Source organism: Rhizobium sullae, assembly GCF_025200715.1.
GTDB lineage: Bacteria > Pseudomonadota > Alphaproteobacteria > Rhizobiales > Rhizobiaceae > Rhizobium > Rhizobium sullae.
Genome location: NZ_CP104143.1, coordinates 2,729,304 through 2,755,529 on the forward strand (window position 1 = coordinate 2,729,304; position 26,226 = coordinate 2,755,529).

At 58.4% G+C, this 26,226-nt stretch carries 31 protein-coding genes and 1 pseudogene; 19 read left to right on the plus strand and 13 right to left on the minus strand.

The annotated features are described in order from the left end of the window. Window positions 1-142 precede the first annotated feature (142 nt). The 3 genes from N2599_RS13820 to N2599_RS13830 form a co-directional block, all read right to left on the minus strand. Complete coding sequence (locus N2599_RS13820) at window positions 143-1,126, minus strand: tripartite tricarboxylate transporter substrate-binding protein (RefSeq protein ID WP_027508203.1); 984 nt, start codon at window positions 1,124-1,126, stop codon at window positions 143-145. A 199-nt stretch (window positions 1,127-1,325) separates the two neighbouring features. After that, entirely contained in the window at window positions 1,326-2,654 is a 1,329-nt protein-coding gene (locus N2599_RS13825) for a sigma-54-dependent transcriptional regulator (RefSeq protein ID WP_027508202.1), read from the minus strand. Then, a complete protein-coding gene (locus tag N2599_RS13830; RefSeq protein ID WP_375714127.1) occupies window positions 2,651-4,483 on the minus strand; it encodes a sensor histidine kinase in 1,833 nt (610 codons plus the stop codon). Before N2599_RS13830 ends, N2599_RS13825 begins: the two co-directional genes overlap by 4 nt. A gap of 152 nt (window positions 4,484-4,635) precedes the next feature. On the opposite strand from N2599_RS13830, the gene N2599_RS13835 reads away from it, so the two are divergent. After that, entirely contained in the window at window positions 4,636-5,298 is a 663-nt protein-coding gene (locus N2599_RS13835) for a sulfite oxidase-like oxidoreductase (protein WP_027508200.1), read from the plus strand. Here the strand turns inward: N2599_RS13835 and N2599_RS13840 are convergent. The 3 genes from N2599_RS13840 to N2599_RS13850 form a co-directional block, all read right to left on the minus strand. Further along, entirely contained in the window at window positions 5,283-5,897 is a 615-nt protein-coding gene (locus N2599_RS13840; protein ID WP_027508199.1) for a hypothetical protein, read from the minus strand. The two genes, N2599_RS13835 and N2599_RS13840, sit on opposite strands and share 16 nt — an antisense overlap. A gap of 114 nt (window positions 5,898-6,011) precedes the next feature. Beyond that, a complete protein-coding gene (locus N2599_RS13845) occupies window positions 6,012-6,746 on the minus strand; it encodes a CbtA family protein (protein WP_027508198.1) in 735 nt (244 codons plus the stop codon). A gap of 12 nt (window positions 6,747-6,758) precedes the next feature. Further along, window positions 6,759-6,968 carry a CbtB domain-containing protein gene (locus tag N2599_RS13850; protein ID WP_027508197.1) on the minus strand — a complete coding sequence of 70 codons (210 nt, stop codon included), beginning with the start codon at window positions 6,966-6,968 and terminating at the stop codon, window positions 6,759-6,761. A 211-nt stretch (window positions 6,969-7,179) separates the two neighbouring features. Between N2599_RS13850 and N2599_RS13855 the strand changes: the two genes are divergently transcribed. Further along, complete coding sequence (locus N2599_RS13855) at window positions 7,180-7,737, plus strand: histidine phosphatase family protein (RefSeq protein WP_027508196.1); 558 nt, start codon at window positions 7,180-7,182, stop codon at window positions 7,735-7,737. 317 nt (window positions 7,738-8,054) lie between these two features. Here N2599_RS13855 and N2599_RS13860 read toward each other — a convergent pair whose 3' ends face one another. Together N2599_RS13860 and N2599_RS13865 are read right to left on the minus strand one after the other, a co-directional pair. After that, a complete protein-coding gene (locus tag N2599_RS13860) occupies window positions 8,055-8,390 on the minus strand; it encodes a hypothetical protein (protein WP_027508195.1) in 336 nt (111 codons plus the stop codon). Between the two features lie 190 nt (window positions 8,391-8,580). Continuing rightward, window positions 8,581-8,823, minus strand: coding sequence for a hypothetical protein (locus tag N2599_RS13865; RefSeq protein WP_156915201.1), 243 nt, complete (start codon window positions 8,821-8,823; stop codon window positions 8,581-8,583). An 871-nt stretch (window positions 8,824-9,694) separates the two neighbouring features. Between N2599_RS13865 and N2599_RS13870 the strand changes: the two genes are divergently transcribed. Beyond that, a complete protein-coding gene (locus N2599_RS13870) occupies window positions 9,695-9,925 on the plus strand; it encodes a hypothetical protein (protein WP_027508193.1) in 231 nt (76 codons plus the stop codon). Between the two features lie 300 nt (window positions 9,926-10,225). Here the strand turns inward: N2599_RS13870 and N2599_RS13875 are convergent, their stop codons facing one another. The 4 genes from N2599_RS13875 to N2599_RS13890 form a co-directional block, all read right to left on the minus strand. Further along, on the minus strand, window positions 10,226-10,546 hold the full coding sequence (locus tag N2599_RS13875) for a hypothetical protein (RefSeq protein WP_027508191.1): 321 nt from the start codon (window positions 10,544-10,546) through the stop codon (window positions 10,226-10,228). Next, complete coding sequence (locus N2599_RS13880) at window positions 10,543-10,926, minus strand: hypothetical protein (RefSeq protein ID WP_156915200.1); 384 nt, start codon at window positions 10,924-10,926, stop codon at window positions 10,543-10,545. Before N2599_RS13880 ends, N2599_RS13875 begins: the two co-directional genes overlap by 4 nt. Continuing rightward, window positions 10,923-11,966: a non-homologous end-joining DNA ligase gene (ligD, locus tag N2599_RS13885; RefSeq protein WP_027508190.1), complete on the minus strand. Its 1,044-nt coding sequence runs from the start codon at window positions 11,964-11,966 to the stop codon at window positions 10,923-10,925. The genes N2599_RS13880 and ligD overlap by 4 nt, the downstream gene beginning before the upstream one ends. A 119-nt stretch (window positions 11,967-12,085) precedes the next feature. Further along, a complete protein-coding gene (locus N2599_RS13890) occupies window positions 12,086-12,391 on the minus strand; it encodes an ATPase inhibitor subunit zeta (protein ID WP_027508189.1) in 306 nt (101 codons plus the stop codon). A gap of 549 nt (window positions 12,392-12,940) precedes the next feature. On the opposite strand from N2599_RS13890, the pseudogene N2599_RS13895 reads away from it, so the two are divergent. From N2599_RS13895 to N2599_RS13915, 5 genes and pseudogenes are all read left to right on the plus strand, one after another. Next, a pseudogene (locus N2599_RS13895) lies at window positions 12,941-13,159 on the plus strand (recombinase family protein); the annotation flags it as partial. A gap of 109 nt (window positions 13,160-13,268) precedes the next feature. After that, the gene (locus N2599_RS13900; protein ID WP_245209204.1) at window positions 13,269-14,270 is read left to right on the plus strand and encodes a recombinase family protein; all 1,002 of its coding nucleotides are present in this window, start codon (window positions 13,269-13,271) and stop codon (window positions 14,268-14,270) included. A gap of 699 nt (window positions 14,271-14,969) precedes the next feature. After that, window positions 14,970-15,629 (plus strand): hypothetical protein, encoded by a 660-nt coding sequence (locus tag N2599_RS13905; RefSeq protein ID WP_156915199.1) that lies wholly within the window; start codon window positions 14,970-14,972, stop codon window positions 15,627-15,629. Continuing rightward, the gene (locus tag N2599_RS13910) at window positions 15,626-15,973 is read left to right on the plus strand and encodes a hypothetical protein (RefSeq protein ID WP_156915198.1); all 348 of its coding nucleotides are present in this window, start codon (window positions 15,626-15,628) and stop codon (window positions 15,971-15,973) included. The genes N2599_RS13905 and N2599_RS13910 overlap by 4 nt, the downstream gene beginning before the upstream one ends. A gap of 166 nt (window positions 15,974-16,139) precedes the next feature. Beyond that, window positions 16,140-17,879 (plus strand): SIR2 family protein, encoded by a 1,740-nt coding sequence (locus N2599_RS13915; protein WP_084606375.1) that lies wholly within the window; start codon window positions 16,140-16,142, stop codon window positions 17,877-17,879. A 229-nt stretch (window positions 17,880-18,108) separates the two neighbouring features. On the opposite strand, the gene N2599_RS13920 is transcribed toward N2599_RS13915, so the two are convergent. Continuing rightward, window positions 18,109-18,543: a helix-turn-helix domain-containing protein gene (locus N2599_RS13920; RefSeq protein ID WP_245209203.1), complete on the minus strand. Its 435-nt coding sequence runs from the start codon at window positions 18,541-18,543 to the stop codon at window positions 18,109-18,111. A 239-nt stretch (window positions 18,544-18,782) separates the two neighbouring features. Between N2599_RS13920 and N2599_RS13925 the strand changes: the two genes are divergently transcribed. The 11 genes from N2599_RS13925 (at window position 18,783) to N2599_RS13975 (ending at window position 26,223) form a co-directional block, all read left to right on the plus strand. After that, window positions 18,783-19,067 (plus strand): helix-turn-helix domain-containing protein, encoded by a 285-nt coding sequence (locus tag N2599_RS13925; RefSeq protein ID WP_027508183.1) that lies wholly within the window; start codon window positions 18,783-18,785, stop codon window positions 19,065-19,067. A 168-nt stretch (window positions 19,068-19,235) separates the two neighbouring features. After that, the gene (locus tag N2599_RS13930; RefSeq protein ID WP_156915197.1) at window positions 19,236-19,403 is read left to right on the plus strand and encodes a hypothetical protein; all 168 of its coding nucleotides are present in this window, start codon (window positions 19,236-19,238) and stop codon (window positions 19,401-19,403) included. After that, entirely contained in the window at window positions 19,397-19,750 is a 354-nt protein-coding gene (locus N2599_RS13935) for a hypothetical protein (protein WP_027508182.1), read from the plus strand. The genes N2599_RS13930 and N2599_RS13935 overlap by 7 nt, the downstream gene beginning before the upstream one ends. Then, window positions 19,750-20,598 carry a ParB N-terminal domain-containing protein gene (locus N2599_RS13940; protein ID WP_027508181.1) on the plus strand — a complete coding sequence of 283 codons (849 nt, stop codon included), beginning with the start codon at window positions 19,750-19,752 and terminating at the stop codon, window positions 20,596-20,598. Before N2599_RS13935 ends, N2599_RS13940 begins: the two co-directional genes overlap by 1 nt. Next, a complete protein-coding gene (locus N2599_RS13945) occupies window positions 20,595-21,056 on the plus strand; it encodes a hypothetical protein (RefSeq protein ID WP_027508180.1) in 462 nt (153 codons plus the stop codon). Before N2599_RS13940 ends, N2599_RS13945 begins: the two co-directional genes overlap by 4 nt. Continuing rightward, window positions 21,053-23,098, plus strand: coding sequence for a transposase domain-containing protein (locus tag N2599_RS13950; RefSeq protein WP_027508179.1), 2,046 nt, complete (start codon window positions 21,053-21,055; stop codon window positions 23,096-23,098). The genes N2599_RS13945 and N2599_RS13950 overlap by 4 nt, the downstream gene beginning before the upstream one ends. 36 nt (window positions 23,099-23,134) lie before the next feature. Beyond that, window positions 23,135-24,172 carry an AAA family ATPase gene (locus N2599_RS13955; protein ID WP_027508178.1) on the plus strand — a complete coding sequence of 346 codons (1,038 nt, stop codon included), beginning with the start codon at window positions 23,135-23,137 and terminating at the stop codon, window positions 24,170-24,172. Next, on the plus strand, window positions 24,169-24,462 hold the full coding sequence (locus N2599_RS13960) for a hypothetical protein (protein WP_037140899.1): 294 nt from the start codon (window positions 24,169-24,171) through the stop codon (window positions 24,460-24,462). The genes N2599_RS13955 and N2599_RS13960 overlap by 4 nt, the downstream gene beginning before the upstream one ends. Window positions 24,463-24,516: 54 nt before the next feature. Then, window positions 24,517-25,170 (plus strand): DUF3164 family protein, encoded by a 654-nt coding sequence (locus tag N2599_RS13965; protein ID WP_027508177.1) that lies wholly within the window; start codon window positions 24,517-24,519, stop codon window positions 25,168-25,170. A 10-nt stretch (window positions 25,171-25,180) separates the two neighbouring features. Beyond that, window positions 25,181-25,831 (plus strand): gp16 family protein, encoded by a 651-nt coding sequence (locus tag N2599_RS13970; protein WP_027508176.1) that lies wholly within the window; start codon window positions 25,181-25,183, stop codon window positions 25,829-25,831. Next, window positions 25,828-26,223, plus strand: coding sequence for a hypothetical protein (locus N2599_RS13975; RefSeq protein ID WP_037140895.1), 396 nt, complete (start codon window positions 25,828-25,830; stop codon window positions 26,221-26,223). The genes N2599_RS13970 and N2599_RS13975 overlap by 4 nt, the downstream gene beginning before the upstream one ends. Window positions 26,224-26,226: the final 3 nt, after the last annotated feature.

A 26,226-nucleotide genomic window follows, 5' to 3' on the forward strand; every position in this document is an offset into this window, starting at 1 on the left:
GGCTGCCGCCACCTTCTCCCCGCCGGGGAGAAGGGACGTGTGGCACTGTTCCCGCTCACGGAAGTCATGCCGAATGCTTACCAGAGTCTCCTCTCCCCAGCGGGGAGAGGGTTAGGGTGAGGGGGCCAAATGGCACTACGCCTCAGTCGGCATACTCGCCGGCAGCGTCGATCACCGGCTTCCAGCGAGCGATTTCGCCTTCAAGCTTCGCCTTCAGGGCGGCAGGCGTAGCGTCGGCTTCCGCCGACGGCGCAGTGCCTAGTTCCGCGAAGCGAGCTGCAACGTTCTGGTCCTTCAACGCCACTTGCAGCGACTTCGACAGACGCTCGTTGACCTCTGCCGGCGTACCCTTCGGTGTGTAGATGCCGTGCCAGATGCCGACTTCAAAACCGGGCAGACCGGCTTCGACGGCCGTCGGGATATCCTTCAGGACGTCGAGACGCTTCGGCGAGGTGACGGCGTAAGCCTTGATCGTGCCGCCCTTGATCTGCTTCGTCGTGTTGGTCGTCTGGTCGCACATGAAGTCGACCTGGCCGCCGAGAAGATCGGTCATCGCCGGGCCAGTGCCCTTGTAAGGGACAGTCGTCAACGGCGTCTGGATCGCGCTCATGAACATCATGCCGCAAAGATGCGAGGCGGCACCGATGCCGGCATTGGCGTAGGTCACCGTGTCCTTGTTCGCCTTCACATAATCGATCAGACTTTTCAGGTCCTTCGGCTCCAGATCCTTGCGGGCAACGATCGTCATCGGAACCTCGGTGACGAGGCCGACATAATCGAAGGAGCCGAGCGTGTCATAGGCAAGCTTGCGGTAGAGCGTGGCGCTGGTCGCCATGCCGATGTGGTGCAGGAGGATGGTGTAACCATCCGGGCTGGCTGCGGCCACCCGTCCCGCGCCGAGCGTACCGCCCGCGCCGCCGACGTTCTCGACGACGATCTGCTGGCCGAGATCCTTGGACATGGATTCGGCAACGAGGCGGGCAACCGTATCGGTCGGGCCGCCGGCCGAGAAGGGCACGACCATCGTGATAGTGCGCTCTGGATAGGTCTGCGCGGATGCGCCGTTTGCGAGAAGCGAGACGGCAACGGCCGCCGTCATGCCAAGCATGGCTTTCAGGATTTTCATCTTTTTCCTCCCTGATGAAAACAAAATACCACCGACGCTTCCCACGCGCCAATGCGAATAGGGCCATTAGCACGTCCTGAACCTGCTACCGCAATCAGCCCTGCCCTCCCCTTCGCGCGAATTCCTCACGTGTGCGGCGCAGCATGGGTCGATTCGGAAACAAACGGGTTTGATGATGTGTGGAAATCCACCCATTCGCCTACTCGGAGACGAGTAGCTTCTTGTCCAGCCCGTATTTCTGCATCTTTTCGTACAGTGTCTTCCGGGAGATCTGCAGCGACTCGTAGACCGGTTTGAGGCTGCCGCCATGCGCTACAAGCGCACTGGCGATGACGCTGCGCTCGAACTCCGCGACTCGATCGGCAAGGCCGCTGACCTCGCCCAACTGCCGCTCTCCGTCGAGGCCGAGCACGAAGCGGTCCGCGGCATTGCGCAACTCGCGCACATTGCCAGGCCAATCCCGCTGGGCGATGTCGGAAATCACCTCGGGTGGTACCGCCATCTCGTCACGGCCGTAGCGTGCGGCCGCCTCGCGGACGAGTTGGAGGAACAGCAGCGGGATATCCGGCCGCCGTTGCGCCAGTGCCGGTACGTGCAGCGTCGCGACATTCAGTCTGTAGAGAAGGTCGGCGCGGAAGCGTCCCGCAGCGACTTCGACTTCGAGATCGACCTTGCTGGTCGCGATGAAGCGCACGTCGAGCGGCACGATGTCGTTCGAGCCGAGGCGGGAGATGACCCGCTCCTGCAGCACCCGCAGGAATTTCGCTTGCAAATCAAACGGCATCGACCCGATTTCATCGAGCAGGATCGTGCCCCCGCGCCCGTGCTCGAACTTGCCATAGCGAGGCCGCACTGCACCGGGAAACGCACCGGCTTCGTGGCCGAAAAGTTCGCTCTCGATCAGGTTTGCGGGCAGCGCCGCGCAGTTGATGGCTATGAACGGCCGGCTCGCCCGGGCACTGATGTCATGCAGCGCCCGCGCGACGACCTCCTTACCCGCTCCCGTCTCGCCGACAATCAACGTATCGGCATCACTCGCCCCGATCGCGCGGATGCGATAGCGCAAATCCACCATCACCTGCGTGCGGCCCGGCAGACGCGCTTCGATATCGTCGCGTTTCCCGGCAACGGCCCTGAGCACGCGGTTTTCCAGCACGAGGCTGCGGCGCTCCATGGCCCGCCTTATCACTCCCGCCAGCATCTGCGGCGTGAACGGCTTTTCGATGAAATCATAGGCGCCCTCGCGCATCGCCTTTACCGCCAGCTGCACATCGCCATGGCCCGTGACGAGGATAACCGGCACTTCCACGTCGATCTCGCGGATCTTCTGCATCAGCGTCATGCCGTCGGTGCCGGGCATCCGGATATCACTGACGACGACCCCTGCAAAACTATAGCCGATCAGCTCCAGCACATGGTCGGCGGTGGAAAACGTCTCGACGCTGAAGCCCGAAAGCTCCAGTGCCTGCGCCGTCGACCGGCGCAGCTCCTCCTCGTCGTCCACCAGCAAGATCTTCTGCTCGCTCATTCCGCCGCCTCTGGCATCATACCGGCCGCCGATTGCAGATCGATGCGGAACACGGCACCTCCTTCCGGATGACTGGCAGCCATCAGGCTGCCGCCGAAATCCTTGATGATATTGTAGGAAATCGAAAGCCCGAGCCCCAGTCCCTTGCCAACGCCCTTGGTTGTAAAGAAGGGATCGAAGATGCGCTCGGCGATCGCCGCCGGCACGCCCGGTCCATGATCGCGTACCGTCAGCACCACTTTGCCCTTCTCCTCCAGGGCCGTCACCTCGATCCGCCGGTCTTCGAGACCTTCAACGGCATCGGCCGCGTTCGAAATCACATTCACCAGAACCTGTTGCAGGCGCACGGACCCGGCACGGACGACGGGCGGACGGGGGCCGAGATCGACCCGCAAGTCGGCATCTGCCGCCTTCAGCCGCCAGGCGATGATCTCCAGCGTATCGCGGATCGCTTCATCAAGCGGCACCGGGCCGAGCTTCTCGTTCGGCTTACGGGCGAAGTTGCGCAGATGCTTGCTGATGGATGCCATGCGGTCAATGAGCCCGCCGATACGCTGGATATTGTCCTGTGCCTCCGCCGTCCGCCCGCGATCCAGGAGCACGGCCGCGCTGTCCGTATAGGTCTTTGCTGCGGCAAGCGGCTGGTTGAACTCGTGCGAGAGCGCCGCCGACATCTGGCCAAGCCCGGCGAGCTTGCCTGCCTGGATGAGATCGGCCTGAGTCTGGCGAAGCTGCTGCTCGGTCAGCCGCCGCTCGGCGATCTCCTCTTCGATACGGCTGTTGACGCGGGCAAGGTCGGCCGTGCGCTCCTCGACGCGCCGCTCCAGCTCGTTGCGCGCTTCCGCCTGCAGATGCATGCGCTCGTTGAGCCGCATCCGCCGCTGCCGGAAGATTGCGATCGCCAGCCCGGCGATGCAGAGAATGAGGAAGACGGCGCCAAGCGCGGTACGCGCCTGCGTGCGGATGGAACCGGTATCCATCAGTACGTTCACGGTCCAGTCCTCGGCCGGCATATAGTGCGAGAGCACGAGGTATTCCTTTTGCACGCCTTCTTCGACAAGCGACATCAGCTCATGCTCTTCGAAATGGCTGCGCGTGATCGGCAACGCCGTCAACCGCGCGTTCGCGTAGCGGCGGGACGCTCCGGTGCGCGCGATGCGGTCTGCCGTCAGCGGCAAAATGCCGTTATAGAGCCAACCCGGCTTGCCCGACATGAAGATGATGCCTTCGGGATCCGACACGAAGATGCGGTATTCGCCGTCGCCCCACGAAGCCTCGATCATGTCGATATCGACCTTGAAGACGATAACGCCGCGGATTTCGGCATCCGCATGGATCGGCGAGGCGAAGTAATATCCGCGTTTCAGTGAGGTGGTTCCCAACGCATAGAACCGGGACTGGCGCCCGGCAAGCGCATCCTGGAAATAGGGCCGGTAGCTGAAATTCTCGCCGATGAAGCTGCCCGGCAGGTCGAAGTTGCTTGCCGCGATCGTCTCGCCATCCGGCTTGATCACATAGATATCGGAGGATTTCAGAAGCCCGTTGATCTCCTTGAGATAGAGATTCGCCGCATCGCGCAACGCTTGGTCGTCCGGGCGGCTGACCAGTTCCTTGATGTTGTCGTGATCGGCAATCAACGCTGGCAGCGCCTCATAGCGGTTGAGGTGGCCGCTGAGCGCGGAAACCGCCAACCTGAGCGCCGTTCCGCCTTGGGATGACGCCTCGCCCATATAGGCGCGCGTCGCCACCGCCCCGCCATAATAGAAGAACGCGAAGACGACAAACGGCACCGAAAACAGCGCGAATATCAGCCTGAGTCTGGACGACAGGTCCGGCTCCTCCCCTTTGCGCCTCCTCCCCCGAGAGGCATACCCGACACTTCAAGTCTAATGACCGGATACCGGATTTCCAAGAGGCGGATTGTCTTGACTCGCACGGGGCCTGGATATCCTATTGCGCCAACGCGATGAGGATACCCTGCATGAGCGACGAGCAGAACCCCGCCGACAGCAAACTCACCACCTCGAAGCGCCGCTGGGCCGCCGAAGGCAAGTTTCTCACCGGCCGCATCAGCCGTCCGGAAACCGAGCGTCTGCCGCCCGGCCAGCATCTCGTCAAGAACTGGCCGGTTCTCGACCTCGGCCAGCAGCCGGTTATTTCACTGGACACATGGCGGCTGGAGGTGCGCGGGCTCGTCGAAACGCCGCTCGACTTCAGCTGGACCGCCTTTCAGACGCTCGAACAAAGCACGAAGGTCAGCGACATTCATTGCGTCACCACATGGTCGCGCTATGACAACGAATGGAAGGGCGTCTCGACACGCGACCTTCTCGATCTCGCAATGCCGAAGCCGGAAGCCAATTACGTGATGCTGACGAGCCATGACGGCCATACGACCAATCTGCCGCTCGCCGATTTCGCAGCCGAAGACGCGATCCTTGCAACGTCGTGGGAAGGCCGGCCGCTGACGCGCGATCACGGCGGCCCAATGCGCTTGGTCGTGCCGCATCTCTACTTCTGGAAAAGCGCCAAGTGGCTTCGCCGCATCGACCTCATCCCCGCCGACCACGCCGGCTTCTGGGAAAAGAACGGCTACCACATGTATGGCGACCCGTGGCGCGAGCAGCGCTATTCGGACGACTGACCGCTAAGCAGGCGCTTGGCCGCAATGAACACGCCTAAGAGAATGCCCATAAGCGCCGATAGCGACGCCATGCTTGCCGCGTGCATCGGAATCTCGCTCCAGCGCGGGCGCACGACATTCGCCGTGTTGAATGTCTCGCCACTGAAGCGGCAGGTGATCAGCGAAAGTCCGCGCCGTACCATCTCGGCATCGGCATCTGTGATGATCGCCGATGCGGCATCGGCTTCCCGCGGCATGTCGCCCATGGCGATCAGAACGGCCTTGGTTGCCGCGAGATAAGCATGGGCGCATTCGTTGAATGGGCTGCGCTCGTCCGTCACACTTCCGGGCATTCGGCCCCAGAAGCAGTAAGAATACTGGATCCGCGCATAGTTCAGCACCCGCCGGAACGGCTCGTTGGTATCGGTCGCCTGCGAGGCAAGATCGATGATCCGATCCCGGTATTCCGCCATCACCGCCATCTCGCCATGCGAGATTTCCGGGATCGGGATGCCGGTATGGCTGCCAGCGGAGTTGCTGCTGTGAGCGATTGCGCTGCCGGTGGCGGACAAAAAAAGTGCCGCCAGGCTTAGTCTTGCCACCCATCGCTTCGCCCTCATCGGTTGACGAGATCGCGGCAATGTTGCCAATTGTTTCCTCATCCCTGTGTTCGTCACAGGAATGAGGAGTTCTCTTTTGACGAGCCCACTAAGAGGCAACGCACTAAGTCCGGATCACCGGAACGCCGGACGCATACCCGCCCGCAGCGCCAGACGGCGTTCGGCTAGCGCTCCGAAGACGATCCCGAGAGCCGCCCACAGGATGACGTGCATGCCGAGCGATGTCGTGCGGAAGCGCCAGAGCACCATCGCCGAATAATACTCCGGTATCTCGTTGATCGGCGGCAGCATGTACTGAACGAAGCCAATGAAGACGAGATAGACGGCACCCGCGAGGATCGCAGCGTTCCAAATGCCGAAACGTGCCGAAAGATTGCGCGCCAGCGCCACCGCGGCGATGAGCGAGGCAACGGAAACGACGATCATCAGGAAGAAAAGCTCGGTGCGCACGCCGATCGTATCCGGACTGCCGACCGCCGGCGGGTTGGCCGGGTATTTGACCGCAGGAACGAGGACGATTGCAACGAAAGCGGCAAGCGCGATCACCGCGGCTGTGCCACGGGCGCTGAGCTGGCTGAAACGGCCGTGAACGAAGGCGAAGGCGAGCGAGAAGAGGCCGCCGACAGCAATCGCATAAGTCATCACGCCGGTGAAGAGGCCGAGACCGGCCTGTGTGGCACGGCTGACGAGTTCAGGCTCGGCTCCTTCGCCGGCGGCCTGGGCAGCGGCTTCCTCGAAGGCAATTGCCTGATCGACCAGCGGCTCGCCGAATGTATAGGCAAAGGCAAACACCAGAATGCCAGCGACCGCCCCCGCGAGCATGCCACGGAGCAAAAGAGTTCCAACCATGTCTGTCGTCCTTTAGTGGCAGGGGAAGCCGAGAAGGTGGCGGCCGTCATGCACGAACTCGTGGACGTAGCCGCCGGAAAACAGCGCCATGGCGCCCTCTTCCGTGCCGACGAAATAGATGGCGATGATCATCAGCAGACCGCCGAAGATCGCCCAAGGCAGGATTTCCCCTACCGGGATCGGCGCTGGTGCTGCGACGGGCGCGAAAGTGGTGTCAGACATGTTTTCCTCCTGGAAGACGCGTTCAGTAGAAAGAGCGTTGTACGGTAGGGTCTGACTTCCAGCCTGCTTTCGCAGACTGGTCACAGTGGCGCGACCGCGCCGGATTTTCACCGGCTTCCAAACCCGCAACATGACCGTTATATCTACGCGCGGAGAACTGTCAACGAGACTTCATCTGGCTCCCCATCGCATTTCCGGAGAACGAAGGAACGTGCATACCCGGCTCACCTGGATCTGCCACGACCTGACGAGCGCCGGCCGTAGCGGCCGCTTTCCGCTAGACGAACCGCTTGAGGAAAACGCCGTCGCGAAGACGCGGGCGATTGCCGGTCAGCTACAGCGGGCCGATCGCGTCCTCACAAGTCCGGCGCTGCGCACGCGCCAAACCGCAGAAGCGCTCTCGCTCAGCTCTCTTCCCGATTCGCTGCTTGCCGACTGCGATTACGGCCGGTGGAGGGGAGTGGCAATCGCCGACCTGCAGACGCAGGAGCCCGACAACCTGCTCGCCTGGATGAGCGACCCGGAATCGGCACCGCATGGCGGCGAAAGCATCAGAAAACTCGCAGAGCGGCCGGCCGAATGGATGGAAATGCAAGCAACGCTCGGCGGCCATGTCGTCGCCGTCAGTCATGCCGCGCTCATACGCACTGCTATCCTGAACGTGCTGCGGGCCCCGCTCTCCTCTTTCTGGCTTGTGGATATCGAACCCTTATCCGTCATCCGCATGACCCATAATGGCAGCCGCTGGGCACTTCGCTTCGGCGGCTGAAGTCGTTATTTCGCTAATTTTTCAAGCATTAAATTAGATCAGCCTTACGCAAGCAAGTTGCGTCATAGCTATTGAACCCGGTTTACCGGGCGCTAAGTCCTTGCCCCGAGGAGACAGGCCATGACCTATGATTGGAGCGGGGAGCGTACACGGCGCATGCGTCTTTTGCGGATCGCGACCGCCGTTATTCTCGTCGGCCTTGTCATCAGCGTTCCGTTGCTGATGACATAGGCAAAAAAGGCGAGCAGTCGTCAAACTGCTCGCCTTTTCTTTAAATCTCTATCGAACGGGAATTCAGAACTACCAGGACATTCATTTTAGTGCTTGATAGTCGTGCCCGTCACCGACACTGGATCGCTGGCCGGAAACGTATCCTCGAGCCCCTCGTCAAGCTGCTCCTCGAGCGTCAAACGATCGTGAGACGCGCGCGCGCTCAGCTTGACGCTCATCGTCCCGCCCTCCGGCGTCTTGACTGATGCGATCTGGCTCATCAGTGCTTTCGCCTTTTCTATGGCATTCTGGCGATTGAGCGAGCGTTCAGCATCGTTCCTCAACTGGACGGAAACGACCTCGCCGCCGTCGCCGACGAATTCGACCGTAAAGCCAGCCTTCCCGCCCCCAAGGGGGATAACCTGTGTTCCGACGACCTGCATTGGATTTCCTTTCTTTGAACGCCGAAAGGAAAACGAAAATGCCACCCGCTTGGTTCCAGCACCTACCAACCCGGGGAAGCAAGAAATAACAAGAGAACTGATGATAACGGGTGACAATGGCGCTCATCAAGCGCGGGCGGCGCGGGAGAAGAAGAGAGCTCCCTGGCGCCCGCGCGACGCGCGAAAGGGGTCAAACACGATTTTTCATAATGAAAATATCGTGCTCTATTCGCCAATAGAATTCCCTTTGCTTCGCCCAGTCGATCAACTGTGAAATATCGGGATAACGATAGGTTTCCCAGTTCTCAGGAAGGAAGCACCGGACGTCATCAATCATGATGGCAACCGATTGAAAATTACTCATGTTGGCAGAGATCGATGCGAGCTCATCTACCACTGGGGCAATCCTGCTCAACTCGATAGGTGATGCCATCCGAGTAGTGTCCATCGAGCCAGAAGTTTATATCTCGCGTGAGTCTCGGTGAGCGTAATCACTTCGCTCCTTCACCACAAAGAGCCCCAACGCATCGGGGCTATTTGTTGACAAAGAGGAACGCCGGGAGACGTTCACAAGATCAACGCATCATACGGACCACGGTTTCCGTACCCTATCATACCGATGCTCGGAGATTGAGGCGGACCGCACAGCCACGTGCAAGAGGGAAGCACGGTTACAGGAGAGCTTGGCCGCACGATCCATTCTGCTCAACATTTGAGGCGGTTGAAAGTTCCCAGTCGTCCGATGACTTAATTTCATCAACCGACACGAAAGCCACGATGCAAAGATCGCCTCACCATTGTAGCCCGCGCTCGACACCTCTGCGGCATTCCGTTCGTTATTTGCGCATGCGAACTGAAGGCTTCCCGCGCATCGGACGGCGTCCCTCTTAGAAGGGACTGCGCGATAAGCAGGACGACGCCACGAGTTATGTGATGGAGAGCTGACCGCTCTGCCAGGGCATTCACAAAGATGACGAATTTGTCTGCCGCGGGACAACGACCGGGCTCGCCATTGAGGGGTTTGAGACGAGCCCTGCCGCATCCTGGCTGCGGTTGTCTGGATCCTACAGTACAGGCATCACGCGACTTCGCTGGGCGAACGGGGACGCACGCCAGCCGCGATTAACGGGCGAGCTCGTCGCGCGACACATGGTAAATGCAAAGCGCATCAAAAGGTTCCTGTGCGCTATGAACGTATTGCATCACGACATGGCGGGCGTATGCTGCCTTGCCGGCCCCGAGTTTAACGGCTGAGACCGGTTGAGAGACTCGTTGCGCTCTTGCCATTATTGGAGGGGCTATAGATGTCTCTTCTAGACCTTCTTCCGCTCAATGAAAATGAAATCGAGCTGGTCACAACAGTGGTTCGCCAGTGGTGCGAAGATCATCGTGTCCTGATAGAGAGCGGCCGCGGCCGCGTAGCCATGACGACAGCAGTGGGTCTGGTGATCTCAGGCGAACGCTCGCCTGAAGCGCTGTCGGAGGCTCTTGGCCGTTGTATGCGGATCGAGCAGTACAACCGGCCCCTAGATTAAGCGCCTGCCTTGTACCGCTGGCGGGAAATGCTTTTCGAAAATTCCAGAACCCAGTGTCAGATTTCCGGAATTTCGCGACCGGCTACAGGCTACGACCTGTTACCGATGTCTCCGGGTCGGACAAAGGACGTGTGGTAGCGGAGGACCGTAATGGTCACGACAGCCGACAGCATGAACGGACCGAGATCAGCCTGGGAACATGGCAGATTGCGCTTAAACAAGCGATAGACCGCTACCGAAACAAACGGAAGGAAAATCGGGCCGCGGACAACAACGGCCCGAAGATGGCAGCCAAAAAGCTCACGCCGCCTTAGCGATTGGATGCTTCCGCTTCCTGCACTTCCTGAACCAGGTAATCGCCAGCGCTCTCCAGAACGTGAGCTTATGGCTAGCCGCGAAAATCTTTGCTTCGTCTTCTGCCGTGAAGAGCAGATCCACAATGGCGTTCGTCAGATCATCTGGCGTTATGAGATTGGCATATTCCGGGTCGGTCATCAGCAGTTCGACGGCCTTGATCTGAGTTGCTGTCAGCGGCCCACGTTCGGCATTTGCCAGAACATCCAGTATCTCACGAGCAACCTTTGGGCCGCGCCGATTGATTAAAGCCTCAATCTGCTTCACCGCGATGGTTTGCCTGGAGCCGGTGCCGGTATCCCCGGCTCAAGTGCGGTTCCGGTAGATGGCGCGATCTCATTCGCGGGGTGAATCAGAGAATCATCCGGAAAAATAATCGGGATTACGGCAATATCTACCAGTTTAGATTTTAGCGGACTCTCTAGCCAAACCGGTTGCCCTTCTCGATCATAGAGCGGCAAATACTCACCTGGCATGAAGTGCAAGTCATTGCCTTTTTTTGTTAGATGAAGCTGAATATGGGTTGGCGACGTCTTGTAGCCCCACAGTGTTTCCTGTGGCTTTTCCGGGTGGCGGCCGCAAATCACATGCCAGTTAGTCACAAGGCACGGCCCTGAATTGTCTATCACGAGTGGGAGGACGATCATTCAATCTCGTAAATTGCCGCATTGTCCTGCACCTCGCGCAGGCCCTTGTATGACGAATGCCGCAGGTTTCCATCGTGCGTCCACGCCCGGTACTCGATCTCGGCAATCAGCGTCGGCCTCACCCAAACGATATCCTTCCGCCGGCCTTCGTATTCGACCGTCGGTCTTTTCACCTTTATGCGATCCAGCTTTTCGCGCAGCTCTCGCGCGGTGCGCTCGTTGAAGCCGGTCCCGACCGAGCCGACATAGACTAGGTCGTTACCTTTTCGCGCCCCCAGCATGAGCGAGCGAATGCCGGCGCGTGCAACCGTGGAGAGCTCATAGCCGACGATCACAAAGCTGTCGCTCTGGAGGCATTTCACCTTCACCCAGTCGCCGAGGCGCCCGGAGCGATAGGTGCTGTGCCGATTCTTCGCAATGATGCCTTCCAGGCCATGCTCGCAGGCAGCGGCGAGCAGCTGCGCGCCGTCGGCCTCGACCTGTTCGGAAAGTCGAACATCGCGCTCCTGGCCGGTGATCAGCCCTTCGAGCAGATGGCGTCGCGCCGACAGCTCCATTTCGGTCAGGTCACGACCATCGAAATAAAGCAGATCGAACGCCATGAAGAGTGCTTCACCTGAGTTGCGCTTGCCGCCCCGGCCACCGAGTGCTTGCTGCAGCAGTCCAAAATTCGGCCTTCCCTGTTCATCGAGAACGACTGCCTCGCCATCAAGGATTGCCGTCGCCACGCCGAGCTGCTTGGCGGCCTCAGCGATCGCAGGAAAGCGATGTGTCCAGTCATGCCCGCCCCTGGTCATGATCCGGACGCGCTTCGGTTCTATGTGCACCGCGAGGCGATACCCGTCCCATTTAATTTCGAAGACCCAGTCAGGTCCCTTTGGCGGCTTCGCTTTTGTGAGCGCCAGACAAGGCTCGATGCGTACAGGCATGGGATCAAGGGGCAGGTTCGGCTGCGCTGGATCACGGCGCTTGCGCGGCCGGGATCGAACCGGCGCATCGGCATCGCTAAGGAGAGGCTTTGACTGGGGAGGCTTGGACATGGACCGGCTTGACCCTGCGCTGCAGTTGCGCCATGTCATATGTGGCTCGGGCGGGAGCTTTCCATAATCATTGCAGGGCGTTTGACCTCAAACGAGGAGAGGATGACGTATGGCCGTGCTCAAAGCTGTTCAGCGGCCTCGACCATAAATTCGCGCATCTTCGCTGCGACGTCCTGCTCGCTGATACTGTGACCTGCCGCTTGAAGATCAGCTAGAGCTTTCGAGAGAACTCCAGCGTCCCCACCACCTTTGAAGCGGGCATCAGTGATTTCATCAGCGTAACCTGCAACGTCATCCCGACCAATGAGGCCTGCGATCCACTTCGCCAAAAGCCTGTCATGACGAGATTTGAGCTTGAGGGTCCTCTCGGCGTCCTGGAAGTATTGGTCTTCCATTGCCTTTTTGCGGTCTCTAAAATCGGCCATTATTTTCCTCCTCATTTGTGTTATCGCGAATCCGCTCAACGGGCCTATGGACCATAGGCGACAAATCCACGTATCTCGAAGGTTGATCTTTAGAGATCGGCAATATTTCGCCCCTGAAGTAATCTAACACAGTTAAACGCTCAGTACCCGAAATTAACTTGACGATTGGCGATGTTCATGCCGGCCGCAAAGCGCCACGCGCATGATAACGAAGCGGGAGAACCCAGTGGTAGTTGTTGAAACGCCGAGGTCGATCAGCAGGATCGATGAACCGGAAGCATATCGACAATCAGCGTCGGCTTCGCCTATCGTCGACGCCTGTACCGCCCATCGCAAGGCGTCACCTTCACAATGCTCTCGGAAGCTGCTCGAAAATCAAATTCCGGCTTATCGTCCCAAACCTTATCCAATATTTTTGAAGCGATCGCACTTTTGTCCTTGGGCAAGAACCGCGCGCAGTACGCCAGGATCGTCCTCGGCACGTCTTGACGCGATCCCGCCAACGCCAGCTAATGAAAACCTTCCAGAGGACAAGCAGGCGACAAAGCAATGAAACGCGCGGTGATTTACGCTCGGTACTCGACCGATTTGCAGAACGACAAGTCGGTCGAGGATCAGATCAGCCTTTGCCGGGACTATGCCACGCGACACGGTTTCGAGGTTGTTAATGAATTCTTCGACCGTGCGAAGTCGGGCGCATCGATGTTCGGGCGCCCCGGCCTCGCCAATCTGATGCAGGCTGCCGAGCGTCAGGAGTTCGACGCCGTCATATCGGAATCGCCCGATCGCATTTCGCGCGATATCGCTGACCTCGCCCACGTCCACAAGACCACTGAAATTTCGCGACATCGAAATGAACTGCGTCAACGGTGGCCATATGGATACCGTCCAGATTGGCATGTACGGCATCGTCGGCCAGATGCAGCGCGAAGAAGGCGCGAAGAAAGTAAGGCGGGGAATGACCGGCGTCGTACGGTCTGGACGCAATGCAGGTGGCAAGGCTTACGGCTATGCGCCAGTTGCGGGAAAAAAGGGAGAGTTGGCAATCGTCGAGCAGGAAGCTGACGTTATTCACCGGATCTTCGAAATGTATATCACCGGCATTGCGCCGCGCTCGATCGCAGCTGCGCTCAATGCTGAAGGGATCGCCGCACCGCGCGGCAAGCAATGGAATGCATCCACCATCAACGGCAACGGTCAGCGCGGCAATGGCATCCTGCGCAACCCGATCTATGCCGGCCAGATCGTCTGGAATCGCGTCTATATGGTCAAAGACCCCTCGACCGGCCGCCGAGTGTCGCGGATCAACAGCGACGACAAGATCGAGACTGTCGACGCCCCTCACCTTCGCAGCATTGACGAAGAATTGTTTCAGGCCGCGAAGGAGCGCAAGGAAGCGACGGGCGGTCCCCATGCTCGACAGGCGCCGAAGAACAAGCGTCTGCTGTCCGGCCTGCTGAAGTGCGGCCAATGCGGCGGCGGCCTGTCGATCTTCGGTTCTGATCGCAGCGGGCCGCGCGTGGTTGCAGCACTCACAAGGAATCGGGCAGCTGCTCGAACGGCGGCCGGTACTATGTGGAAAAGATCGAACGCGACGTCGTCGATCGCTTGCGGGAGGTGTTCGCCGACACCTCGATTATTGACGCCTACGTCGAGGAATACAAAGCCGAGAGCAAGCGAATCGCCATGGAGCGACGCAACAGCCGCGGCGCGAAGGAAAACGTGCTATCGGACGTGCAGGGGCAGATTACACGTGTCATCGAACAGGTGTAGTTTGTCACCGCACACCGGAATTTGTGGGAATTACCGGGAAGAAGCGGGAACTGGCGGAAAAGCCTTAGAACGCGGTGGTTTTGAGGAATGGTCACTGGGACTTTGAGCTACCACATCCTTGTCAGCGCCGCGCGACGGAGCGGATGTGCTACCGGCCCAACGGCAGATCCGAGCGGCTTGGCTCAATTCAACCATGAAGACTCTCCATCCGACTTTTACTGTCTTTAAATAATTGAAAAATAACGATCTGCTTGGTTGTCGGCAGCTATCGACCGCGCACAGCATCTGATCGATTGAGACAAAAAGCCAATTTAGATTTCCACATCCGCATGGAAATTCTCAGCAACCAAACTGAAAGCCCGGAAAACATCGAGTTTTGACAGCGTCGCGTGCGACCCGCAGGGTCCGAGATTTCCATATGCCCCGCGCCACTATCCGTCACGTTAGCTGCGCGTCATTCGCGTACCAGGCAGACATAGTGGGCGCGGTCGGAACTTGCGCCCTTCTGAGTTGTAGTGATATCAAGCGTCGTATCTAGGAAAAAAGTGATAAACATCGCTCAGCACGAATGGGGGATAAAGTGCTTCGAACGTCTTGCGGTACGCTGCTTTTGGCGCTTCTTGCGGGTACGAGCGCCGCTCAGTCTGACTGTGGAACATCCGAATTTGATCGGACGCTACCTCGGGCAATTCGCGGCACTGTAACCTACACTGACCTAAATTTCGAATGGGCGTCAGACGTCGACCGGAAGGACGGAGCGAACTATGTCTGGCATTATATCAAGAATAGTCCGCAATCATCCCCGTTGAACTTCAACTGGAAAAAGGCCGGCTTAAGGCATCAATTTGTCAAACCGCTTCCACCTGGGGAAACTGCATGCACCCAATATCCCGTAGCTGAGCTCAACAACATCGACGATGATGCGCCAATCACCTACGGAAACAATAATACCGTGCAGCGAGCTTCGATTTACGGGAAGAACGATGCTGGAATAGCTGCGGGGCAGCAGCGATACACTAGCAAAATTTCATCATCGTATAGCGACGAGAGCGGGGTGAAGAGACATTTCGAAGTTTCATTTTTCTTCGATTCCGACGGCGCGTCGGTGACCAAGATGGGCCTAGCTGCCCCAGAAGATTTATATGTAGCTATAGCCAATGTCGGCGACTATTGGTCGGAATTAACCATCGATAGCCTGGCTGGAGCCGCTAAACAGCAAAAGGGAGAGGTCAACTTTCAGACACTGCCTGCATTTGCTGCCGATAAAGGGGACGCCGGATCATTTTTCGCCGACTGGGAAAAAATCGGTTCTGAAGCGATTATCGTCAAAGGCTCTATCCAAGAATTTGGTGCTGGCAAATCAAGTGGAACGACAGGTCTTACAGAAATGGTTATTTTCGACGACCAAAAACAGCCTATTGCATCAACCTTTGTTGCACTGCCAGTTACCAAGTTCGCTCCATGACGACTAAAGATTTTGGCATCACAGCATGCCTATCGCTCGCGGCGGCTACTATGTCTTATCTTGGGCTAAATGTGCCCGAGGGATACGAAGCACTTCACTTGGTGAGTGCCGTTGCAATGGCTTCCGGCTATGTTTTTGGAAGAGATTTCCAGCATTCTCAACAATCTTACCTGATTATAACGTGCGCTGTCATTTCGGCCATCTCCGTCACGGCTTATTATATTTCGATCAATTACGTTGGTGCGGGAATCCGGCTGACGATCTTGCTGTCGTTACTAGCGTTTTGTTCGTTCTGGCCTGCGAGCTATATTCTAGCGATTGCGCACAACAAGCCAGCAAAATAGGCTCCAGAATGGGTTTCCGTCGCGGTCGTTGGTTGCCTGAGGATGGGCGACTGGCGCTTTCCGCGATTGAGATTTCCATAATGTTATTATGAGGCGAGGACGGCACACGCTGAAGACGTAGGAAGAATCATGATACCGTGGGTCAAAGTCATTTTTTAGGTGCCACGTGATCGACTTGCCTCCATACGATGCTCTTGCCCTCTCCCTCCACCACAGCCCAGGCGTTCATGCGATTTTGGTCGGCTCTGGACTTTCGCGCGCAGCTGGAATCCCAACCGGCTGGGAAATCACCCTCGACCTAATCCGGCGTTTGGCGGCGCTCGATGGCATAACCAAGCATGATGAATGGGCGAAGTGGTATCGCGACAAATACACCAGAGAACCGAATTATTCGGAGATTCTCGATGCGTTGGCTTCAACACCTGCTGAGCGCCGTGCGATCCTCCATAGTTACATCAATGCTCCGGAAGGAGATGATACGCGCAGGCCGACGAAGGCACATCATGCGATCGCCCAACTGGTAGTTTCCGGCGCAGTGCGGGTGATTGTCACGACAAACTTCGACAGGTTGATTGAGAATGCCCTCCGCGAAGCTGGAATCGAGCCCACAGTGATCGCCAGCGATGACGCGATCGCTGGTGCGACGCCCTTGGTCCACGCGGAATGCACAGTGATCAAGGTCCATGGCGACTATCTCGATGCGCGAATTAAGAATACGGACGCGGAGTTGGCGGGCTATTCGCCGGCGATGAATGCCCTTTTAGACCAAGTTTTCGACCAGTTCGGTCTGCTTGCAGTCGGATGGTCGGGCGAATGGGACACGGCGTTGCGATCAGCCATCCTACGCGCGCCTTCACGGCGATATCCGTTCTACTGGGCGGCGCGCGGCGATGTGCGCGGGCTCGCGCAGGACATGCTAAATCAGCGTGGCGGCCGGAGCTTCCCGATCGCTGACGCTGATAGCTTCTTCGTAAAGCTGAACGAGACGCTTGAGGCCCTCAAGGCGGCATCTCGCCCGCACCCGCAGAGTGTCGAAATGGCTGTCGCCTTGGCTAAGCGCTACTGCCGAGACGATCAATTCGCAATGGAATGGGCGGAGTTCCTTCATGCCGAGGTCGAGAGCGTACGAAAATACGTTTCTGGCCCAGATTATCCGACCGCCAATCCGACAAGCGAGACGCTAAACAGTATCGTCGCTACATTCATGGTGCGTACAGAGGTGTTGCGACGCGCGTGTTTGATCTGTGGACGGTGGGGAACCACTGAAGCTAACAGAGCGGTGGTCCGATCAATTCAGTCCCTGAGCTTCGCTGCAGAATCTCAGGGCGGATACACATGGTACATCAACCTACGCGAATTCGGCGCGAGCATCGTCTTCTATTGGAACTTAGCTGGTCTCATTGACCGAGAGGATTGGAAAGCAATTAACGGCTTGCAAAGCGCTGAAATTAAAGCCGACGGGCGCAATGCGAAGCTCGTGAGCGTCTTGCCATTCCTATCCAACAGCATGGACTGGAAAATCCTGCCAGGCGTGGAACAAAACCGGACACCCGTCAGCGCTTATCTCGCCAGGCAATTCGTTGTGGAAGCAAGAGACATTGCCCTCGCGGAATCCCGAGCTGAAGAATTATTTGACCGAACCGAAATCTCAATCTGCTTGGGATTCGCCCATGACCGGAATGAAGCAATGAAGACGTCGGGCATTCACTTCTGGACGCCCACGGGCCGGTTTATTTGGAGGAGGAGCGGTGAGGCATTTGAAACTGAGTTGAAGCGGATCGACGGTCTCACGGACACGGATCCCTTCTTCAAAGCAGGTATGTTGGGCGGAAGCAAAGCGAGCGCGGCACCCACACTGCAAGCCGTTCGTGAATTTCGTCAACGCATCGGCAATAACTACTGGTGAAAGCCGAAAATCGCGTTGAATTAAAGTGCGTGTGGCCTTAAGTTCAATCTTAAGGTTAGGGACGGACGCATATAATGTAATCTATAGTTTAGTAATATCTCAAGCGCCGCCTCTTTAGCGGCGCTTTTCGGTTCCGGAGGTTGGCTCCGCGGCCGCCGATCAATGACATCTCAAGAATCGTCGCCGTGCTTCCAGCGCGAGCGGTTCTTTGCGCGCTACAGCTAGACAATCATGAAGCCGAGCGTTTGCCGGTGCCGGGCTTGCTCGTTGCCTCTTCGAGCCGCTTTCGTAGTTTGTTTTCGACCCATGGAAGGAGGGATGACACCTCATCCTGATCGCGAATGTCATCAGCCTTTTTGATCAGATCGTTGTAGAGATTTCCGGCCTCCACCGCGACCTTTTCCGCCGCTATGCGAATACCGGTGGCACGATGAACCGCTGTGACAATACCCGCCAAACGGTCCAGCAATTTCGTATCGAATGATGCGGTTGGCGCCGGCGCGGCCGACGGGTCATCGAACATTTCGCCCTCGCCCGTGACGATCCAGTTCACGTTTACCCCGTAGCGCTGACGATAAAGTGCCAGGACGTCGCCGTCCGGTGTTCTTTCACCGCGCTCATAGTGCGCAAGCGCGCTTTTACTAACGCCGATGGCCGAGGCCAAGACATCACGATCCTCTATTTTCAGCGTGTTCCGCAGCTCTCTTAAGCGGCGGCCCATTGGCGTTTTTGGTTCAACTTCCGGCCTAGCCAATTAGTCACACATAAAATCACATCTGGCCTTTACAAAAATCCAAACGTAATTTAACCCTATCTAAGTCGCCTGATTTGATCGACGACATTTGCACATGAACGACACACAAAAAGCGGATGCGCCAACATCCGCTCCTTGAGGAGTAAGAAATGACAAAAGCCCCGACGTGGGACCGTCATTCCATTCTCGCCGAGCTTCGTCGCAGGGGAATGACCCTGGCGGGGCTCGCCGAGATGAAGGAGCTAAGTAAGAGCGGCTTCCGTAACATCTGGACCCGCCCCAATTCTCGCGTTGAACAAGCTATTTCAGACTTCCTTGGTGTGGAAGTCGAGAAGCTCTTTCCCGACCGTTATCCGAAGCGCCGCTCCCACATACTCGCCTCGGATTATCTGTCCCCGTCCAGCAACGGCACTCCAACTAGGAGTGCTGCATAGATGCGGACGGGCGGGAATAGCTGCTCTAGCCTTTGCCATCTGCGCCACCTCATACGAGGTGCTCAGCAAAGCGGCAACACACCCTTCGACGATGGTCCGCTCCGGCTGGCAGCGACCGATCCCGCCCGCTCCACCTTTCCACAATCGCCGAACTTTCCGAGTCTCGCAATGACGAAACGCGCCGGCAAAATCGACACGCGCAATCCGTTCATTCCCTCACACTCCCGCCTCACTATTGCTGCCGATCTTCTCCTGGTTCTCGTCGTGCTCTCGATGACACTGGTCGCGGTCTCGGCACGCGTAGCTCAGCAGCTCATAGGGTCTAGTACATGGTAAATCCCTACTCCGAAGAAGAACGCCTCCAAGCCATGATGGCAGCCGTTTTTGGCTCTGTCCGGCAGCATTTCTCCCATCTGGCAGTCCGCGACGTCATCGACCCGCCTCACCGCTGGTTCGATGCCGCCCTCGCCCGTCAGATCGCGACCTACATTCTTGTCGTCGAGTTCGATATCCCCAGGCGCCGCGTCGCAATGATGCAAATGCGCGGCCGAACCCAGATCCTCATGGCGGTCCGCACGGTCGATGAACGGCTTCAGGACCCTCCATTCAAGCGCGCGTACGATCAGATGGCTGCGCGCGCCAAAGACATGCTCATGCAGGAAATTAAGAGGGCGGCAGCATAATGGCCGAGTTTAAGCGTCTCAAAATTTCAGACATCTTTGTCCCTGAACGCCTACGGGCCGTCGAAGAAGAACATGCGCTTGCCATCGCTCAGTCGATGGTGGAGCACGGCCAGATCAATCCCATCACCGTGCGCAGGACACCTGCGAAAGGTAAGGGCGCCACGCCATACACCGTCGTCGCAGGCGCTCATCGCCTTCGTGCCGCAGAGATCAATGACGACGCCGAGATCGATACAATCGTCGTCGATGCCGACCAGGCTGAAGGCCAGTTGATCGAGATCACTGAAAACCTCTTCCGCAATGAGCTGTCCGTCATCGACCGCGCCATCTTCGTGGCCACATACAGGGATGTTTGGGAAAAGGCCCACGGCAAGATCGAGGCTGGCAGACCGGGAAATCGCGCAAACCTTGCGCAATTGTTTGAGGGCGAGCGAGGCACAGGTTTTACGAGCCATGTAGCCGATCGCCTCGGCCTGTCGCGCAGGTCCGTCGAATACCTCAACAAGATCGCACAGAACCTGCACACGGACCTACGCATCGCAGTTCGCGGCACTTCCGTCGCCGATAACCAATCTGCCCTGCTTGGCCTCGCCAAGATGGAACCGAAGAAGCAGCGCCAGGTGGCGATCGCATTTAAGGCCGAGGGTGACCTTAAGAAGGCGCTTAATCTTGTCGAACCCGCACCGCGCCCTGCGTCGAACGCGGCGGCCCAGCAGGCGGCGCTGCTCTCCAAGCTTGTCGCCGCCTGGGAAGACGCAAGCGAAGACACCCGCGATCAATTCCTGCAGCACATTGGTCTGGCCGGCGACCCGCTCATGACCGAGATCGCAGAGGAGGCCGCTGCGTGAGCAAGCACCCTGGTCAACTCGACTTCTGGCTGGAACCACTGTTTCCTGTCCGCGCGCCATCTGCAACGCTCGACCTTTCACGGTTCCGTTCAAAGCTGAAACGGGCGATGGCTCAGGCAATTCGAGAATGCCCACATGGCCGGGAGGTGATTGCCGCCCGCATGGCCCAATATCTCGGCCTGCCAAACCTCTCGCGCGCGACGCTCGACGCATACACGGCCGAGAGCAAGGAAACCCACGACGTCAGCCTGGTCCGCTTCAAGGCCTTCGTTCGCGCCACAGGCGCCAACTGGCTTTGGGACATGGTCGTCTCCGAAGATGGTCTCATCGTTCTCGAAGGCGATGAAGCGCGCCTCGCCGAAATTGCCCGCCTTCAGCAAGAGCAGGCGAAAGTGGCGGCGGAGCTAAAGATACTGCGTTCCCTTCCCGTCAACATCAAGCGCAGGGGCAGATCATGAAAGAGTTCTTCACCGTCGCCGAGCTGGCCGCAGCAAATCTGCCCGATCTTCCGAGGGCGGAGAAGAGCTTGGACAATTTTGCACGTGCCAGATGGCGCGGTGATGATCAGCTCGCCCGCAAGGCGCCCGGCAAGACGAAGCCGGTTTGGGAATATCACTATTCGTTGTTGCCGCCATCCGCCCAAACCCGGCTGGTGATCGTGCATGACACGCCAGCCAATGATCGAGATGATGCCAGCGCCGTGCGAAAAGCCGCCCTGTGGGCGCGCTATGAAGGGCTTTCACACGAGCATAAGGCCATTTGTGAATGGCGCTTGAATACCATTGTTGAGGTCGAGAGCCTTGAGCGTGTGGGCGTCACTTCGTCAGCCGCCATAGCGATCGCTACGAAGAAGGCTGGTTGCAGCAAGTCTGCATATTACGAGTGGCGGGAAATGTTGCTCGGCACCAATCGCGAAGATTGGCTCGCTGCGCTGGCGCCTTCCTTCCGCACCGAGGGCGCTCGTGCCGACTGCGACGAACGAGCCTGGGACTATCTCAAATCGGATTATTTGCGCCCCGAGGCGCCGGCCTTTTCGGAGTGCTACCGCCGCATGGCCGCCACCGCGGCAAAGCACGGTTGGGCGCCCATCGCCGCCGAGCGCACCCTGCGCCGCCGCCTGAACGCAACGGTCTCGAAAGCAGTCCAGACGCTCGCCCGCAAAGGCAGGGAAACTGCCAAGAAGCTTTACCCTGCGCAGCGACGACTGCGCCAGCACCTCCACGCCATGCAGATGGTCAACATGGACGGGCACAAGCTGGACGTCTTTGTGAAGGTGCCCTGGTCAGAAAAGCCGGTCCGCATGTTCCTGCTCGGTATTCAGGATCTCTATTCCGGCAAGATTGTCGGCTGGCGCCTCTCCGACAGCGAAAACAAGGAAACCGTGCGCCTGGTGATCGGCGACATGGTCGAGAACTTCGGCGTTCCTGATGCCATGTTTCTCGACAATGGCCGCGCCTTCGCTTCGAAGTGGATTTCCGGTGGCGTTGCCAACCGCTTCCGTTTCAAGGTCCGCGACGAGGATCCGCAGGGCTTGCTGGTTACCCTCGGGGTCGAGCTGCATTGGACAACGCCCTATTCTGGCCAGTCGAAGCCGATCGAACGCGCCTGGCGCGATCTCGCCGAGAAGATTGCGAAGCATCCCTTTTGTGCTGGCGCCTATGTCGGCAACAAGCCGGACGCGAAACCGGAGAACTATGGATCGCGCGCCATTCCACTCGATGGCTTCCGCGCTCACGTCTCCGCGCAGATTGCGGCCCACAATGCTCAGCTTGGCCGCACCGGTGGCGACTGCAAAGGTCGAAGCTTCGACCAAACCTTTGCTGACAGCATGGGCCTCGACAGCACCATTGTCCGCTGGCCGACCGCTGCACAAAAATCGCTCTGGCTTCTCGCCTCGGAGGTTATTCGAGCCAAGAAGGGCAGCGGCGAGATCCACTTCCAAGGCAATCGATATTGGAGCCGCGAACTGAACCAGTTTGCCGGCCAGAAGGTGACGATCCGCTTTGATCCCGACAACCTTCACCAGGTCGTCAAAGTCTACGACCTAAGCAACGTCCTGATATGCGACGCCGATTGCATTGAGGATGCCGGCTTCAACGATCAAGAGGCAGCACGTCATCACGCGCGAAAGCGACGCGACTATGCGAAGGCCGTCACAGCCGAGCGCGACGCTCACGCTGCCCTATCAGCCAGCCAGTTGTCTGACCTCTATTACAAGGGCGACGTTGCCGAACCGGCCCCGAAACCCGAACCAATCCGCCCGCGCGTCACGCGGCTTGCGACCGCCGCAGCGGTCGCGCTCAAACCAGCAGCGGCGATCTCCGAAGACGAGGTGGAGGACACATTCTCGAAGGCACTCGCACGGATCTCCGGCGGCGCCTCGATCATCGAATTTCCGCAAGGAAATACCCCGACAGGTACTGCGTCCGGGGCCAATGAGCCGAAACGTGCAGCGTACGGTTCCAGAAAAAAGAAGGGCGGGGAAAACCCCGCCCGATAATCGGCCAATGGCCTACAAAAGCAGGAACCCACTATCATGAATGAAAGAATTGGCACAAGCCAAATCAAGAACGCCAGCCCGACATGGGAGCGCCCATTCAAGGCGCCCGAACTGTCGGCGAACCGCACTAAGGACGACGTTACCACCTGGTGGTCGCTTGTCGATCGCGTGATTGAGATCGCGACGGTCAATGGCTTCACGAAGTCAGAAGTCGCTCGACGCATGCAAATGCCGGAAGGTACCTTCAGCCAATGGTTCTCCGGCAAGTACGCTGGCCGTCTCGATACCACCAACAAACAGGTCGAACAGTGGTTGTTGGCGATGGAGGAGCAAGCCGGCCTTGCAGCTTCCATTCCGACATCGCCGGGCTTCATCAAAACCCGAATATCCGCGGAAATTACCGAGACGCTGGCTTGGGCACAGATGACCGCCGACATGGTCATGATCACGTTGGCGGCCGGCAACGGCAAGACGGCGGCTTGCCGTCATTATTGCGCGACCCGCCCGCATGCCTATCTCGCGACGATCTCTCCGCACACCAAGACCGTCCACGGCATGCTCGTCGAACTGGCCGCCGAACTGGACGTCCAGGAGCATAATCCGGCAAAGCTCACCCGCAAGATCGGCATGAAATTGCAGCGGATCGGCAGCGGGTCGCTGCTCATCATCGACGAGGCCCAGAACCTTGTTGATGACGCGATTAACCAGCTCCGGCATTTCGTCGATGTCTATCAGTGCGGTGTTGCGCTGGTAGGGAACAACGAGGTTTACACCCGCTTCACGAAGCGCTCCGATGGCCCGTCCTACGATCAGCTCAAGAGCCGTCTCGGCAAGCGTTTGAAGCGCGACAAGCCGAGGGTCGAGGATCTGCAGGCATTCATTGCCGCCTGGGGCGTTGCCGACCTCGATTGCGTCAAACTCCTGACCGGTATCGGCATGAAGGGCGGCGCTCTTCGTCAGATCGATAAGACACTGAAGCTTGCTTCGATGCTCGCCATGGGTGCCCAAGAACCCTTGGCAAAACAACATATCGAGGCCGCCTGGAAAAACCGCGACGTCGAGGACATGGCATGAAAGCTGTCCTCAAACTGAGTGACGAACTCCAACTACTCAGGGGCGAGTTCTCGCCTTTCGCCCGGCGCGGCGGCTACCTCGAACCGGAGACGGTCCAGCAATTGCGCCAGCGCCTGCGACTGCTCAGCAAACTCGCCAACGCCATGGAAATGGAGTTGGCCTACTTCCGGCTGATGGAGAATGGCCGCCTCGGCCGCGAAGCGATCGAACAACTGTCGACCGAAAGCTTGGTCGAGATGGTCAAGGATCCCGAAGGCAAGATCATCCGCCCGGATTTCGGGCGGAAATGATGACACGCCAGGAGGCCGCGAAGCGCCTTCGAACCACATTAAGAGGACTTTGAAATGAATGCTGTAATTCTTGAAGAGCGCCTGGCCGTAGGCGTGACGGTCATCAACGGCAAGGACTATATGACTGACGCCAAGGGCGGCTTCGTGCCGCTCGAACAGGTTAAGCCTGCCGACAAGCTCGAAGATGAAATGGTCCGCAAGATCATCGCCTACGCCGAAGACCTTTCGGCACAGATCGGACGGTTTCGCGGTCACACGATGACCGATCTCGGCGAGTTCGATGCATTGATTGCCCAGGAATACAACGCGAAGATCGGCGGCGCCAAAGGCAACCGCACATATCAGACCGTCGACGGCCTGATGAAGGTCCAGGTGCAGGTGTCGGATTTCATCGACTTCGGACCGCAGCTGCAGATCGCCAAGAAGCTACTCGACGAATGCTTGATGGAATGGTCGGCAGATAGCCGACCGGAGATTCGTGCCGTCATCACCAAGGCCTTCAACACCGAGAAAGAAGGTCAGGTGAACCGCTCGGAAATCTTCATGCTGTTGCGGCTCGATATCGACGATCCTCGTTGGCAGGATGCGATGCGCGCGATCCGCGAAGCCATGCGCATCACCGGCTCTAAGGAATACGTCCGCTTCTACAAGCGCGAAAAGCCTACCGATCGCATGCAGGCGATCACCATCGATCTCGCTAAGGCATGAGGTGCCGATCGTGACATCATCGATCGCCGCTATTCACGTCGCCAAGAAACAACTCGGTCTGGACGACGAAACATACCGCGCCAAGCTCTCACTCATTACTGGCAAGCAGTCTGCCAAGGAGATGAGCGAGAGCGAGCGGCAGAAGGTCTTGACGGTCTTCCGCAATGAAGGTTTCTCCCAAAGCGTCGTCGCAAGACGATCCAACGGCCGCCAGAAATTGAGCGGCAAATATGCGCCCAAGCTGCAGGCACTCTGGATTGCGGCTTGGAATCTCGGGATCGTTCGCAACCGCGACGACGATGCCCTGCTCGCCTTCGTCAAGCGGCAAACCAACATCGACCATACGCGGTTCCTGAGCTACCAAGATGACGCGCGGCGAGCAATCGAAGCCCTCAAAGGGTGGATTGCTCGCGAAGCCGGCGTGAACTGGAGCAACGTCGAAATTGGTTCTAGCTGGCAGGCAAGGGAGGGCTTTAAGATCGCCCTCGCCCAATGGGAGAAGCTCGGCGGCGAAGAGCTTCGCCGTCCGTTCTCCGCCTTCGTGACCACGGTCCAATCGATCACCGGCATTTTTCCGCAGGACATGACGGATCACGACTGGATCCCGGTTATGAACGCGCTGGGCAAACGTATTCGCGCCGGTCGCGGGAGCAAGCAGTGAGTAGCTCGCTTCCCGGCATCCTTGCTGATATCGCGGACATCGCCGACGCGGAAACCGCCCTGTTGATCGCGCAAAGCCACGGCGGTATCCGCGTATCGATCCCGCCGCGTGCCGAGCCCGATCATTGGCTGACGGAGCTGCTCGGCATCGAGCTGGCCGATCGCATTTGCAGAGGGCTTGCGATCCTCGACGCGGACGGCAAACTAAAAGGCGTACAGCGGGAAGTTATCCCACTCGGCCCGGCCTCGGTCCTGAAAGCGGCCCGCCGTCGTGCCGCCGACGCTCTCAGCGCCGGCAAGAGCGCCCGCGACGCGGCGCAAATATCGGGCTTGCATGAGCGCACGATATTTCGCATGAAGGCATCTGATAGTGACCAAGGCGAGCTTTTCTAGCCC

What these genes read in the sequence shown, in the direction of transcription:
- N2599_RS13820 (WP_027508203.1), bottom strand. Translation starts at nt 1,126, where the DNA reads ATGAAAATCCTGAAAGCCATGCTTGGCATGACGGCGGCCGTTGCCGTC.
- N2599_RS13825 (WP_027508202.1), bottom strand. Translation starts at nt 2,654, where the DNA reads ATGAGCGAGCAGAAGATCTTGCTGGTGGACGACGAGGAGGAGCTGCGC.
- N2599_RS13835 (WP_027508200.1), top strand. Translation starts at nt 4,636, where the DNA reads ATGAGCGACGAGCAGAACCCCGCCGACAGCAAACTCACCACCTCGAAG.
- N2599_RS13840 (WP_027508199.1), bottom strand. Translation starts at nt 5,897, where the DNA reads ATGAGGGCGAAGCGATGGGTGGCAAGACTAAGCCTGGCGGCACTTTTT.
- N2599_RS13845 (WP_027508198.1), bottom strand. Translation starts at nt 6,746, where the DNA reads ATGGTTGGAACTCTTTTGCTCCGTGGCATGCTCGCGGGGGCGGTCGCT.
- N2599_RS13850 (WP_027508197.1), bottom strand. Translation starts at nt 6,968, where the DNA reads ATGTCTGACACCACTTTCGCGCCCGTCGCAGCACCAGCGCCGATCCCG.
- N2599_RS13860 (WP_027508195.1), bottom strand. Translation starts at nt 8,390, where the DNA reads ATGCAGGTCGTCGGAACACAGGTTATCCCCCTTGGGGGCGGGAAGGCT.
- N2599_RS13865 (WP_156915201.1), bottom strand. Translation starts at nt 8,823, where the DNA reads ATGGCATCACCTATCGAGTTGAGCAGGATTGCCCCAGTGGTAGATGAG.
- N2599_RS13870 (WP_027508193.1), top strand. Translation starts at nt 9,695, where the DNA reads ATGTCTCTTCTAGACCTTCTTCCGCTCAATGAAAATGAAATCGAGCTG.
- N2599_RS13880 (WP_156915200.1), bottom strand. Translation starts at nt 10,926, where the DNA reads ATGATCGTCCTCCCACTCGTGATAGACAATTCAGGGCCGTGCCTTGTG.
- ligD (WP_027508190.1), bottom strand. Translation starts at nt 11,966, where the DNA reads ATGTCCAAGCCTCCCCAGTCAAAGCCTCTCCTTAGCGATGCCGATGCG.
- N2599_RS13890 (WP_027508189.1), bottom strand. Translation starts at nt 12,391, where the DNA reads ATGGCCGATTTTAGAGACCGCAAAAAGGCAATGGAAGACCAATACTTC.
- N2599_RS13900 (WP_245209204.1), top strand. Translation starts at nt 13,269, where the DNA reads ATGGATACCGTCCAGATTGGCATGTACGGCATCGTCGGCCAGATGCAG.
- N2599_RS13910 (WP_156915198.1), top strand. Translation starts at nt 15,626, where the DNA reads ATGACGACTAAAGATTTTGGCATCACAGCATGCCTATCGCTCGCGGCG.
- N2599_RS13925 (WP_027508183.1), top strand. Translation starts at nt 18,783, where the DNA reads ATGACAAAAGCCCCGACGTGGGACCGTCATTCCATTCTCGCCGAGCTT.
- N2599_RS13930 (WP_156915197.1), top strand. Translation starts at nt 19,236, where the DNA reads ATGACGAAACGCGCCGGCAAAATCGACACGCGCAATCCGTTCATTCCC.
- N2599_RS13935 (WP_027508182.1), top strand. Translation starts at nt 19,397, where the DNA reads ATGGTAAATCCCTACTCCGAAGAAGAACGCCTCCAAGCCATGATGGCA.
- N2599_RS13940 (WP_027508181.1), top strand. Translation starts at nt 19,750, where the DNA reads ATGGCCGAGTTTAAGCGTCTCAAAATTTCAGACATCTTTGTCCCTGAA.
- N2599_RS13950 (WP_027508179.1), top strand. Translation starts at nt 21,053, where the DNA reads ATGAAAGAGTTCTTCACCGTCGCCGAGCTGGCCGCAGCAAATCTGCCC.
- N2599_RS13955 (WP_027508178.1), top strand. Translation starts at nt 23,135, where the DNA reads ATGAATGAAAGAATTGGCACAAGCCAAATCAAGAACGCCAGCCCGACA.
- N2599_RS13960 (WP_037140899.1), top strand. Translation starts at nt 24,169, where the DNA reads ATGAAAGCTGTCCTCAAACTGAGTGACGAACTCCAACTACTCAGGGGC.
- N2599_RS13965 (WP_027508177.1), top strand. Translation starts at nt 24,517, where the DNA reads ATGAATGCTGTAATTCTTGAAGAGCGCCTGGCCGTAGGCGTGACGGTC.